The organism is Azospirillum argentinense (assembly GCF_000632475.1).
GTDB classification, from domain to species: Bacteria; Pseudomonadota; Alphaproteobacteria; order Azospirillales; family Azospirillaceae; genus Azospirillum; species Azospirillum baldaniorum.
In genome coordinates, this window is the sequence record NZ_CP007798.1 from 38,306 (window position 1) to 50,250 (window position 11,945).

Sequence of the window (11,945 nt, forward strand, 5' to 3'; positions counted from 1 at the left end):
GAACATGGGCGCATCAATGCCATCGGTGAGGAACCAGATTACCCGTCCGGTGCTCGGCCGCACGAAGCCCACGAGATACATCCACTCAAAGCGCTGGTGGCCGCGGGCCATGGGGCGGCAGCCGCGCGGCGCCCACACCCGGCGGAGCACCGGCTTCAGCCCGACGCGATGCTCGTCCATCGCCCACACCTCCAGAGGCGTGTCGGGATCCTCCTGCTGAAGTGCCTGCACACGGCGGCGGAACCGCGCCTTGAAGACCTCTTGGGCCAAGGGATCGGCTTCGGCATGGCGGGGGCGCGGCACTTGGCGGGTGAAGCCGAGCCGGCCCAGATAATCGGTGCCGCGCCGGGGGGAGACCAGACGCCCGAGCATGCCGGCGATCCATTGGGCGACCGAGCGGCCCGTCCACAAGCCACGGTCGGGCGGCGGATCGTCCAGATTATCCCTCAGGCGGCGCTGTTGGCTTGCGTCGAGCAGCGGTCTGGCGCCGGGGTTGAACTGGCGCTGGTCGCTTGCCGTGCTTGATGTCGATGGTGTTGGCGGCTTCAGCGGGAAGGATGTGGTGCTGCCTCTGAGCCAGCTTCACATGAGCGGCGACAAAATCGCCGTGAACATGACGAAGAATCAGCTCCAGGGTTTGGAGAAGTGGCAAAAGGATCAATACGAGGACATCAAGGGCGCGCTGAAGTAAGCGCGCAATGCGTCGGCTGCCGGGGCGGGTGCCCGTTGCGTGCCACCCCGCCCCGGCACTTTTCACTTCGACATGGCTTCGGCTGCTGAGCTTGAGGTGGGAAAGCCCGAGCGGTCGGCCTCGCTCGACGAGGATTGACATGGAACGTCACAAGACACCGCCGGCTGATCTATGGTGGTCGGGCGAGCATCGTGCAGCCTTGCACCGGTATTTGGTCGGAACACGGACAGGAGGACGAGCCGTGAGGGAGGCGCCCACTCTGCGCCTGACCCTCACCAAGCGCATTGAGACACATGAGGACCCTCCAATGACGGCGCTCTATCCTTTGGTCCGGCATGCGGATGGCAGAACCTTCCATGACGGCGCTCCGTAAGCGGCTGGGGAACGCCCTTCAGGTGGTAGCCGGTTCTGTTGGCATGGCCCAAGGCAGAAGGTCATCATGATCGGTGAGGTCGCGCTCGCGCCCGATGGCCTCCAGGACACGGGTGAGCCAGAGGCGCGGGTTGTGGCCGTTGCTCTTGGCGGTTTCGATGAGGGTGTAGAACACCGCGGCGGCTTCGCCCCCGCCGTGCGAGCCGGCGAACAGCCAGTTCTTGCGGCCCAGGGCCACGGCGCGCATGGCGCGCTCGGCGCTGTTGTTGTCGATCTCCAACCGGCCCATCGGCGAGGTAGCGCGTCAGCGCCGGCCAGCGGGACAGCGTGTAGCGGATCGCCTCGGCCAGGGTGGACTTGCCTGGAACCTGGCGGAGCAACTGGTCCAGCTGCGTGCGCAATGCCGTGGCGGGAACGACGGCTCCGTCTCGCAAGCCGGGGCCGTCTCCAGCGCCACCGGGATCAGCAGCGCGGCGTCATCACCCGGCTGCGGATCAACCATCCCGCCGACCAGCTGGCGGCGCCACGTGTACAGGCAGCTTTCCGCCACCCCATGCCGGCGGGCGACATGGGCGACGATCGCCCCCGGTTCCAGCGTCTCCGCCACCAGCCGCGCCTTCTCCGCCTCGCTCCACCGCCGGCGCCGCTCCTTGCCGGTGATCACCTCGACCCTCTGCATCAAGCGAGCCTCCTTCTGGACTCCATTGGAGCCTCCGTAGACCCGCTCTTCACCTACTTTCTCACCACCAACAAGGCGGCGTTCCCCAGCCGCTTACCACGTGCTCATCGTTCTCGATGGCGCGGGCTGGCATGTCGCCAGCACGCTGGACATCCCGGAGGGCATCACGCTGGAATTCTTACCCCCGTATTCCCCCGAATTGCAGCCGGCCGAGCATCTCTGGCCACTGACCAACGAAACGATCGCCAACACCTACTTCGCGGATCTCGGTGCCCTTGATCAAGCGCTTGCCGATCGTTGCTGCGGTCTCGCCGATAATCCTGATCGCATTCGAGCCGCGATATGGTTCCACTGGTGGCCGCAATTCGCTTGATTTCCAAGCAATGGAAGCCTTCACGCGCCGCCCGTATCACTGGTGATGCTCGCCTTCGCCCTGCTGGCGGTGGTCCGGCACAAGGCCGATGCCCGCGCCGCGCCCCCAAAAACGACGAGGAAAGTTCCCCGCCCATGGTCCGCTGGTCGATGCAGGAGATCCGTCGTGTTGCCGACCGCCTAACCCAGCGGTCGGTCGAGCCCGCCACCGTCATCGCGTGGTCAACCTGGAGACGATGCCATCAGGCCATCGCCAACGAAGCCCACAGGCGCAAAGCGCAACTGTAATGCTTCCGTAATGGTCCGTCGGACGTCAAGTCCCTCGCAGTGATTGTCACGTCGCCGGCTTCACGCTTCCGTCCGTGGTCAGCACGGTGGCCGCCACATCATGCCGTCAGAGAAAGGAAGCCAGCGGGACAATCTAAGAGCGCCTAACAGAACCATCTCTGGACGAAGCGCCAGCAGATGAGGCTGGCCGCGATATGGTGAAAGGCAGTGAAGATGTCGGCGCGCCGTTCGTAGCGGACGGCGATGCGGCGGAAGCGGGCAAACCAAGCGAGCGTACGCTCGACCACCCATCGATATCGGCCGAGACGCTCGCTGCTTTCGACGCCACGCCGGGCAATCCGCGGAATGATCGCTCGTTGGCGCAGCGCCCGCCGGCAGTGAGCGAAGTCGTAGCCCTTGTCGGCATGCAGCTTGGCCGGTCGCCGCCGGGGCCGGCCCGCACACTGGCGGATCGCCGGCACGGCATCGACCAGCGCCTCCAGCAGCTTGCTGTCGTGCCGGTTGGCTGGCGAGATCCTCAGGGCGAGCGGGATGCCGTTAGCATCGACGAGGATGTGGCGCTTGGAGCCCGGCTTGCCGCGATCCGTCGGGTTCGGGCCGGTCTCCCCACCCCCCTTTTGTCCGGGACGCTGGCGCTGTCCACCGCCGCACGATCCCAGTTGATGGCGTTGGCATAGCCGAGACGGTCGAGCAGCACACGATGCAGCCGTTCCCACACGCCAGCCCGATGCCACTCGTGCAGACGCCGCCAGCAGGTCATACCCGAGCCGCAGCCCATCTCCACCGGCAGAAGCTCCCAAGGAATACCCGTGCGCAGCACGAACAGGATGCCGGTCAGCGCAGCACGATCGCACAGCCGGGGCCGTCCGCCTTTCGGCTTGGGCGGCTCCGGCGGGATCAGAGGTTCGATGATCGCCCACAAGGCGTCGCAAACAAGAGGGGCTGCCATGCCCCTACCAACCGTTCCCAGCTGGTTTTGTTACGCACTCTAAGACGCGTGGTTCACCCCCTTGCGGGGACTTCCACAGCACTACTCCCGTCCTCACTGGTTTCCGCGTCCCGGCGACGGGACCTCACCGGAGCACCGCCTTGCGGCCCTGCTCCAAACCGTTGCCCAGCCGTCTTACGCGGCCACCGGCGCCTCCTTGCCCCAGCGGAACTCGCTGCCATCCACCCAGATGCGGTGCAGGACGGTCGCCAGCTTGCGCGCCAGAGCCACCTTGGCCCGCTTCACGCCGCGCCGCTTGGCCACCTCCAACGCCCAGCGCTTGAGCGTGGAGAACCGGGTGGTCCGGCTCAGCAGCACGTTGGCCGCCTCGTACAGCGCGGTGCGCACCATCGCGTCCCCCACCTTGCTGACCCCGCCGGTCACGTCGGTCTCGCCCGACTGGTATTTCTTGGGCGTCAGCCCGAAGTGCGCCCCGACCGCCTTGGATGAGGTGAACCGGGCGGGATCATCGACCGTCGCCGTGAAGGTCACCGCCACCAGCGGCCCCACCCCAGGGACCGTCATCAACCGCCGACAGACCTCATCGGTGCGCACGATCGCCAGCATCTTGCGGTGCAGGCGCATGAACTCGCTGTGCAAGCCCGCCCTGGCCGTCAACATGGCGCCGATGACCTCCTCCAGCATGGCATGACCTTCGATCAGCTCCTGAACCCGCGCCGCAAAGCGCCCCTTGCTGACCTCGCCGACCTTCAAGCCGAATCCGCGCAGAAGGCCGCGGATGCTGAACTCCACATCGCGCAGCTTGCTCTGCAGCAGCTTGCGCCCGACCAGCAGGGCGCGCACCTCCTGGGCGTCGGCCGACTTGCAATGCACCGGCCGAAACCACCCCATGCGCAGCAGCTGGGCGATGCCGCGGGCGTCTTTGCGGTCGGTCTTCACCACCATTGCCGAGAGCGCCGCCTTCACGTGGCGGGTCTCCAGCAGCACCGTCGCCAAGCCCGCCTCGTTCAGCCCGGCGTGCAACCACTGCGACAAGGGGCCAGCCTCCAACCCGATGCGGACCACCGGAAAGCCAAGATCAGCGAAGAAGCGCACCAGGGCATCAGGCTCGTTCGCCACCTTGGCCTCCCGTACGATCTTGCCTGTCGCGTCCACCACGCACACGCTGCTCTGTTCCAACGAGACGTCGATCCCGGCATAGTGATCCATGGCTGTCCCTCCATGATGCTTGGGGCCGATCCGCTCGGACCCCGTTTCTCACACCATCACTGTGGGGACAGCCGCCCGCCCAAGCCAGAGCTTGGAGCAAGGCCCATTACGGCATCTAAGGCAGGCAGAAATTCCGCCCTTTGATGACTGCTCATTGTTCAGAGAGGCGATAAAGCTGTTCCAGTCGTCATGGGAGCGCCAAGCGTGGTTTGAAAAATATCAAGCATCATACGGTTGCTCCTTCTGGTTCCGCCAGAGCGGCTGAATGATCACAGGAGAGCTTCCGAATCGGCGAAGGCGGGAGGGCAGTGTACGGTGTTCGCGTCGTCGGTCGGCAGGGGACGGCGCTCGAAATCGTCAGGATCGTACACCACGATTTTGCTGCCGTTGGAATCAAAGCGGAACGGCAGCGTGATTAGATGTTCCAGACGCTTTCGCACAGCCGCTTGGCGCTCCGGCGGGATGCACAGCAGGAGAAAACCGCCTCCCCCCGCTCCCAGAAGTTTTCCCCCCAACGCACCGGCAGCTCTGGCGGCATCATAGATCGCGTCAATGTTGGTGTTTGAAACGTTGGGCGATAGCCCCCGCTTCAGCAACCAGCTTTCATGCAGCATCCGCCCCAACTCTTCGAGCGATCGGTTGGGTGATCTCAGGATGTCCGCCGCCGCGTCCACCATAGCCCGCATTTCCCGGAGGTTTGCTTCGCGGGCGGAGAAATTCGCCACCTTTTCCTTCTCGATCTCCGAGGCAAAGCGGGAAAGGCCGGTGAAGCACAGAAGGAAATGGCCCTGCAGCTCTTCCCGCCGGTCGCGCGTAAGGACCAACGGCGTAACCTCAAAGGAGCCGTCCGTGTGGAAATCGATGCGATTCAGCCCGCCGTAGGCCGCCCAAACCTGATCTTGGCACCCAACCTGCTCGCCGATCACCTCTTGCTCGATGCGGATCGCCTCTGCCGCCAGTTCGGCTTTGCTGACCATGCGCCCTTGATAGGCGTAAACGGCGTTCAGAAGGCCGACCGTGAAGGATGAGCTGGAGCCCAGGCCAGAGCGGGCCGGCAGATCGCCATCATGGTGGATTTCCACGCCATTGCGCACTCCCATTTCCATCAGCACGGCCCGCACCGACGGGTGGCGGATTTCCTCGGCGCTCTGCACCAACTCAATGCTGGAGTAAACAATGCGCGAGCGATGCTGGAAGAACGGCGGCAGCGTGCGCAGGCTGATGGTGCAGTACTTGTCAATGGCGCCGCCGATGACGGAGCCGCCGTGCTTCCGGTACCAAGCAGGAAGGTCAGTGCCGCCGCCGAACAGCGACACACGAAACGGCGTACGGCTGATGATCATGGTCGTCTTTCCTGTTTGCCTGCGCCGACGATGCGATAGGGGTAGCGGGAGCCGCGGTCACGTGACGTTGGGTGGGGCGAGAGGTGTCCATTCGTGTGTGGCATGCGGTCGACTGGCCCGTCCACGCGTGCGCCGTGGCTTCGCGCGGCTCCCGTCAAACATTGCCATGCACAGCGTTGCGCAGCATGCGGTAGCCCTTGATCAGTTCGGCGACCCCGTCGTCCAGCGAGTAGGCCGGCTGGTACCCGGTCGCCTCGATGCGGGCGTTGGACACGATGTAATCCCGCTTGTCGGGGTCTTCGCCGATGGGGGCCTCCAGGAAAACGAAGCGTGGCAGATGATGCCGAATTTGCCCGCACAGTTCCCACTTCGACAGGTTGGCGTCGGACAGCCCGACGTTGTAGGGCCGATCCTTCATCGTTTCAAAACGGTCCAAGCCGTGGAGGAACGCGCGGGCGACGTCGCGAATGTGAATATAATTGCGTTTGAAATGCGGTTCGAACAGCACCACGGCCCGATCGTTGACGGCGCGATAGACGAAATCATTGACCAGCAGGTCGATCCGCATGCGCGGAGCCATGCCAAAGACGGTGGCCAGGCGGAAGCTGATGGCGTTGCCGCGATCCAGGACGGCCTTCTCCGCCTCCACCTTGGTGCGGCCATACAGGGAAATCGGACGCAGCGGGCTTTCTTCGGTGCAGAACTTGCCGGCCTCGCCAACGCCGTAACCAGAATTGGTGACCGGCATCATGATGCGTTGCTGCGCCGATGACAGCTTGATCAGCGACAGCACTGCGTCGCGGTTGACGCCTTCCGCCGCGGCTTTGTCCATGTCGCACAGTGGCGCGCCCACCAAGGCCGCCAGCGGAATGATCACGTCGGCATCCTTCAACAACGGGCGCAACACGCTTTCATCACGTGCATCCCCGCGCGCCACATCGAACTGCGGATGGGCACAGACATGCGCCAGCGAGACCTGGCGGAACATAAAATTGTCGAGAACGGTGACGCGGTGTCCCGCATCCAGCAACGCCGGCGTCAGAATGGACCCGATGTAACCAGCACCGCCGGTGATCAAAACATTGAGACGCTCGGACATTTGTTCTCCTGGCGAGTCTGTGTGTGAAGGTTCTGCTTCCCGGACTCCGGAGGGAGCTTAGCGGAACGGCTGTCGGGCTTCATCGAAAACGGAACCCGCACGAGCGTGGGCGTGGATCGTGCCGCTGCGGTGCGGTGAGGCCATCGGTCCTCGCGCGGCGGTCCTGGCACGCTTCAAGGCGTTGTGGACATGAGCCAGTCCGTTGGGCAGCAAGACCCGGCTGCCGGCTGGCAGTTCCAGAATCGCCACGTCGGTACCGGGTTGATTCCCACCCAGGTTCTTCATCGGTCCGGTCCTGCTCATGCCGCAGGGTGGGGATGACGAACTGCCTGCGCGCCGAGCAGGCGATCATAATAGGCTGGGTCTTCGTGGTGCCGCCGCCGCAAGGTGATGTCGGTCATCTGCTTGATATGGGCGCCGGTTTCCGGGCCAAATTTCTTGTCCACCAGGGCCAGATAGGCTGGGTTGGAGTAGTAGGCCTGAAAGGCAGCATCGCGGAACTCCAGCACCTGCATGGCGCTCAGATGTTCGGTCGGCAAGGGCAGCGTCTCGAACGCGTGCTGGGAATAACCGATCCAGCCGGGCCCCCCCGGCGATTCCGGAAGAAGCCAGCCGCGTTCCGTTGCGACCTGATGCAGCTTCGATCCCGGATAAGCCATGGCGGCATAGAAATTTGCCCATTCGGTGTTGAGGTCGAGGGCAAAGTCCAACGTCTCCTGCATGCTGTCCATGGTGTCGTCGGGCAGGCCGAAAATGAAATTGCTGGACACATGGATGCCAGCGTCTTGCACCTGCCGAACCACGGACGTGATGGCCGCGTTGTCGAAGCGCCCTTTTTCCACCCCGTCGCGGACGTAGCCACTTGCGGATTCGATCCCCAGCCCAAGCCATCGGAAACCAGCCGCCCGCAGCTTATCGAGGAATTCGCGTTGGATGGTGTCGATGCGGGCGTAGGCCCAGATGTTCAGGTCGTATCCCCGTTCAATCAACCGGTCGCAGATGCCCAGGACGTGCCGTTTGTTCAGCACGAACATCTCGTCGGGAATCTTGATCATCTGCACACCGTAGCGGGCGACCACATGGTCGATCTGGGCAACGATGGCGTCAGGACTCCAGTAACGGATGCCGTTGCCCCCGAACGGGGCGTTGATGCAGCAGAAGCTGCAAGCGTAAGGGCAGCCAAGGCTGGTCTGGATCGACAAGTAAGGCTGGCGGCGGTGCGGCGCCCCGAAGGACTGCCAGTTGTGGGCGCGATACAGGGACATGTCGACCAAGTCCCACGCCTGCGTTGGCAACGCCTGGTCCAAGTCCTTGATCTTGGGAGCCCAGCCGTTGGACACGGGCGCTCCATCCCGGCGCCACCACAGCCCGGCCACGGACTCGATCGACCGGCGGCCGCTCAGATGCTCAAGCAACTGGGCGATGGTGGTCGGGCCTTCACCTTGGCAGACATAATCGAATGTGGTTTCGTCCAGGGTGAGTGCGGGCAGGGCCGACGGGTGGGTGCCGAGCGCGATGCACGGTCGGTCGGTCAGCCGCGCCGTGGCTTTCGCCGTCAGGACGGCCGCAGGCATGCATTGGGTGGATGCCGACGGCTGCTGCCCGTAAATCATGAAAGCGTTCAGGCGGGCGTCGGCTGCCGCGATCCGGCGCGCCGTTTCATCGTACGACAGCCCTAGCGCTTCGGCGTCCAGCACCGCCACCGACCATCCCAGCCGACGGATGTGTTCGGCGATCAGCAGCGACCATACCGGCGGCTCGATGGCCGCGTAATCCTTGCTCAACTCCTGGTAAACGACCGCCCGAGATGGTGGCGTCACAAGAAGAAGGTCGATCTGTCCGCTCATGTCCTGCCGTTCCCTGAACCACGTTCCCGCGTTGTGCGAAAACGCCATGTTGTTTGATCCGCTTGCCGACGCCACCTTCAGGTGCCGTGCGCCAGATTACCCGTGACACGATAATGGAAGGTTTCTCCCCCGTCTTCGGCGAAGCGCGGCATCGTGTCCCTCATCGAAGCGGCAAGAAGGACGGGGCGCGCGACGGCACGGCTCCAGCCGCGCACCGCCCACCCGGACCACGCCGGCGGATCAACGGCCAGCGGTTCCAATTCGGCTGGGACCTCAATGTCTGGAGTTTCCCTTGGACAGGTGGAGGGAAGATTGGAAATCCAAACGTTCTGAGAAAACGTGTCGAAGTCCGCTCCGTCCCGGTGAGGCAAGCCGCCGGGGCGGAGCGTTGGCCATCCGCGGAGCCGGGCGGCGGCATGAGGGCCGGCGATGCGGGGGGCACCCTGCCGTCGCTGGGCTTTCAGAGCGACGCCTCCACCACGGCTGGTACCGTAAATACAAATCCAGCTGGCAGGGGCGTTGCTGCTCGCTTCCTCGATGGCCTTCATCGCTCGCACCTGTTCCTGATCGCGGCGTTTGTCTGTAATGCACCATTGACCGGCGTGAAACCGAACAGCCTGGCAAGCAAACGGGGAACGCTTCAGAACAATTCACAATGCAGAAAACCGCATTCCATGCCTGCCAAAATAGGGTGTGCTGATTGCGGAGGAGGTCGCCGTGTCTGCGCGGTTTGTCGAATGAATTCTCTCTAGAGGCGTTATAACTGAAAGATTTCGAATTCCTTAATTCTGTCGATGGCCGGGGATGTTCGCTGGAGCAACGCGCGGATTCATGCCGCGGGCAGCGGGAAAGCCAAATGATGAGGAGGGCAGGGCTTTGCGGTTTTGGTCACAAGGCAGCCAACGCGGAATTGCTGGACTTGATCGGCTGACTAATGTATCTTTCTGAAGAAGTTTAAATAAATACCCTGTTTTTCTGATCAGGCAGAGCAGACATTTCTTTGAGCATAATTTTTTTAGGAAAGTATCAATGTATTCGGCTGCATTTCTCTGCTCAAGGCCGCCGGGTTTACTGGGTGTGAAGAGCGTGTGGTTTTTGGAGATGCCGCAGGCCAGGGACCGATCGGTGTTCTTTTCGGCAGGGGAGTGAGGGTATTGACAGGCATGGACGGAACACACACGATGGATGATGTCGATTTCGACGATCTGCGTTTGCGGGCACGCCGAATGCGCGCAACCTGCATTCGCATGGCCCACGACGGGCGCGAAGGCCACCTGAAATCGACGTTGAGCTGCATCGACCTGCTGCTGGCCCTTTACGGGACTTGGCTGCGGGTGTCCCCCGACGACCCCCGCCACCCTGACCGCGATCGCTTTCTGCTGTCGAAGGGGCACGGCGTAACCGCGCTTTACGCGGCGTTGGCGGAATACGGCTTCATGCCGCCGTCCCTGTTGGACACCTATGCCCAGCCCGGAGGGGCACTGCCCAACCATGCGTGCCGCCACGCCTTGCCGCTGCTGGAAATCTCGTCCGGCAGCCTGGGGCATGGCTTGGGCATGGCCACGGGCATGGCCTATGGCATGGAGTTGGACGGACGCGGTGGGCGTGTCACGGTGCTGATGAGTGACGGCGAATGCAACGAAGGCAGCGTCTGGGAGTCCGCCATGTTCGCAGCCGCTCGGCGGCTTGACCGGGTGGTCGCGATCATCGACAACAACAACATGCAAGCGGTCGGGAGAAATGATGAAATTTCCGGCGGCATGCCGCTGGACGACAAGTTCCGCGCTTTCGGCTGGGCCGTTCGAACCATCGATGGCCACGACTTGCCGGGGATCGTCGCTACGCTTCGCGGACTGCCTTTCGAGCCGGGCAAGCCGTCGGCGATCGTTGCCCGGACGGTCGGTGGCTCCGGCGTCAGTTTCATGGAAGACCAAATGATGTGGCATTATCGTTCGCCGTCGGCGGAGGATGTTGAACGGGCGCTTGCCGAACTGGGCGTCGCCCCCTTGCACCGGGCCACGCCATGAGACGCGCCTTCGCCGACACCCTGGTGCAGATGGCGCGTGCCGACGACCGGATCATTTTCCTGACTGGCGATCTTGGTTTTCAGGTGTTCGATGCCTTCTGCGCCGAATTCCCACGTCGCTATCTCAACGTCGGAGTGGCCGAGGCGCACCTTGTGGACTGCGCCGCCGGCTTGGCCCTGGAGGGCTGGCGGCCGGTGGTCTACTCCATCGCCTCGTTTCTGACCGGACGGGCCTTTGAGCAATTGCGCCTGTCGGTCGGCTATCACCAGTTGCCGGTGATCGTCGCCGGTGCGGGCGGCGGCTACATCTATGCTCCCAGCGGCGTCACCCATCATGCCAAGGAGGACGTTGCGCTCATGTCGCTGATTCCTGGCATGACGGTGACCGTTCCTGGCGATCCGACAGAGATGGCCGAGTTGCTGCCGCAACTGGCACGCCTGCCGGGCCCGAGTTACATCCGTGTCGGCCGCTTCGGGGAACCACGGCTGGACTCCGCCGAACCGATCGAGGTGGGACGGGGGCGCTGTGTCCGGCCCGGTCGCGGCGTGGCGGTCCTGACCACCGGTGGCGCCGTCATTCCCGCGGTCAAAGCCGTCGATTCCTTGGCGGCGGAAGGGATTGAGCCATTGCTGGCCCATTTCCACACGGTGCGCCCCTTGGACCTCTCCTTGGTCAACGCAGCGGCTGCGGTGGCCAGCACCTTCATCATCGTGGAAGAGCACGGCATTCAAGGCGGACTGTACAACACGGTCGCCGCTTGGGCAGCGGAACAGCGTTCCCCGGTCGCGCTGAAGCGTTTGGGGCCGGGCGATGAGTTGGTGTTCGGCAACCCCCATTACGATGATTTGCTGCGTCAAACCGGCATCGAGGCCGGAGCCATCGGCGATACGGTGCGGCAGTTCTGGTCGCCAGATTGACACGAAGGGCGCAGTTTGGAGAGCGGATCAAGGAAAACCTGCCCTGGACCGAGACAATTCAACGGCTCATGTCCATGGAAATGAGATGCTGATCCGCGATTTAAGCTGCGGAGGCAAATTCGCCGCATTCCATCCAGGGGAAGTGGGGCGCA

General features: G+C 63.5%; 11 protein-coding genes and 2 pseudogenes. 5 read left to right on the forward strand and 8 right to left on the reverse strand.

Annotated elements, in window-relative coordinates:
• Positions 1-21: 21 nt before the first annotated feature.
• Positions 22-477, reverse strand: a pseudogene (locus ABAZ39_RS37800) (winged helix-turn-helix domain-containing protein); the annotation flags it as partial.
• Here ABAZ39_RS37800 and ABAZ39_RS37305 point away from each other — a divergent pair.
• A complete protein-coding gene (locus ABAZ39_RS37305) occupies positions 371-691 on the forward strand; it encodes a hypothetical protein (RefSeq protein ID WP_247881820.1) in 321 nt (106 codons plus the stop codon). The pseudogene ABAZ39_RS37800 and the gene ABAZ39_RS37305 sit on opposite strands and share 107 nt — an antisense overlap.
• Positions 692-1,128: 437 nt before the next feature.
• On the opposite strand, the gene ABAZ39_RS32320 is transcribed toward ABAZ39_RS37305, so the two are convergent.
• Together ABAZ39_RS32320 and tnpA are read right to left on the reverse strand one after the other, a co-directional pair.
• On the reverse strand, positions 1,129-1,464 hold the full coding sequence (locus ABAZ39_RS32320; protein WP_505436649.1) for an IS66 family transposase: 336 nt from the start codon (positions 1,462-1,464) through the stop codon (positions 1,129-1,131).
• A complete protein-coding gene (gene tnpA / locus ABAZ39_RS33645; RefSeq protein WP_051658835.1) occupies positions 1,368-1,742 on the reverse strand; it encodes an IS66-like element accessory protein TnpA in 375 nt (124 codons plus the stop codon). Before tnpA ends, ABAZ39_RS32320 begins: the two co-directional genes overlap by 97 nt.
• Positions 1,743-1,842: 100 nt before the next feature.
• Between tnpA and ABAZ39_RS37310 the strand changes: the two genes are divergently transcribed.
• Complete coding sequence (locus ABAZ39_RS37310; protein ID WP_081863503.1) at positions 1,843-2,115, forward strand: transposase; 273 nt, start codon at positions 1,843-1,845, stop codon at positions 2,113-2,115.
• Between the two features lie 33 nt (positions 2,116-2,148).
• A pseudogene (locus ABAZ39_RS37840) lies at positions 2,149-2,298 on the forward strand (IS701 family transposase); the annotation flags it as partial.
• 247 nt (positions 2,299-2,545) lie between these two features.
• Here ABAZ39_RS37840 and ABAZ39_RS35335 read toward each other — a convergent pair.
• The 5 genes from ABAZ39_RS35335 to ABAZ39_RS32355 form a co-directional block, all read right to left on the reverse strand.
• A protein-coding gene (locus ABAZ39_RS35335) for an IS5 family transposase (protein ID WP_144243682.1) occupies positions 2,546-3,351 on the reverse strand; the annotation gives its coding sequence in 2 pieces (ribosomal slippage) (positions 2,546-3,024 and positions 3,024-3,351; 807 coding nt in all).
• Between the two features lie 174 nt (positions 3,352-3,525).
• Positions 3,526-4,560 carry an IS110 family RNA-guided transposase gene (locus ABAZ39_RS32340; RefSeq protein WP_040138479.1) on the reverse strand — a complete coding sequence of 345 codons (1,035 nt, stop codon included), beginning with the start codon at positions 4,558-4,560 and terminating at the stop codon, positions 3,526-3,528.
• A gap of 269 nt (positions 4,561-4,829) precedes the next feature.
• Positions 4,830-5,903: a GHMP family kinase ATP-binding protein gene (locus tag ABAZ39_RS32345; RefSeq protein WP_051658836.1), complete on the reverse strand. Its 1,074-nt coding sequence runs from the start codon at positions 5,901-5,903 to the stop codon at positions 4,830-4,832.
• A gap of 154 nt (positions 5,904-6,057) precedes the next feature.
• Complete coding sequence (locus ABAZ39_RS32350) at positions 6,058-7,002, reverse strand: NAD-dependent epimerase/dehydratase family protein (RefSeq protein WP_040138480.1); 945 nt, start codon at positions 7,000-7,002, stop codon at positions 6,058-6,060.
• A 299-nt stretch (positions 7,003-7,301) separates the two neighbouring features.
• Positions 7,302-8,849, reverse strand: a complete 1,548-nt coding sequence (locus tag ABAZ39_RS32355) for a B12-binding domain-containing radical SAM protein (protein ID WP_051658837.1) — start codon at positions 8,847-8,849, stop codon at positions 7,302-7,304.
• A gap of 1,181 nt (positions 8,850-10,030) precedes the next feature.
• Here ABAZ39_RS32355 and ABAZ39_RS32360 point away from each other — a divergent pair.
• Both ABAZ39_RS32360 and ABAZ39_RS32365 read left to right on the forward strand, forming a co-directional pair.
• Positions 10,031-10,876 carry a transketolase gene (locus ABAZ39_RS32360; RefSeq protein ID WP_040138481.1) on the forward strand — a complete coding sequence of 282 codons (846 nt, stop codon included), beginning with the start codon at positions 10,031-10,033 and terminating at the stop codon, positions 10,874-10,876.
• Positions 10,873-11,793: a transketolase family protein gene (locus tag ABAZ39_RS32365; protein WP_051658838.1), complete on the forward strand. Its 921-nt coding sequence runs from the start codon at positions 10,873-10,875 to the stop codon at positions 11,791-11,793. The genes ABAZ39_RS32360 and ABAZ39_RS32365 overlap by 4 nt, the downstream gene beginning before the upstream one ends.
• Positions 11,794-11,945: the final 152 nt, after the last annotated feature.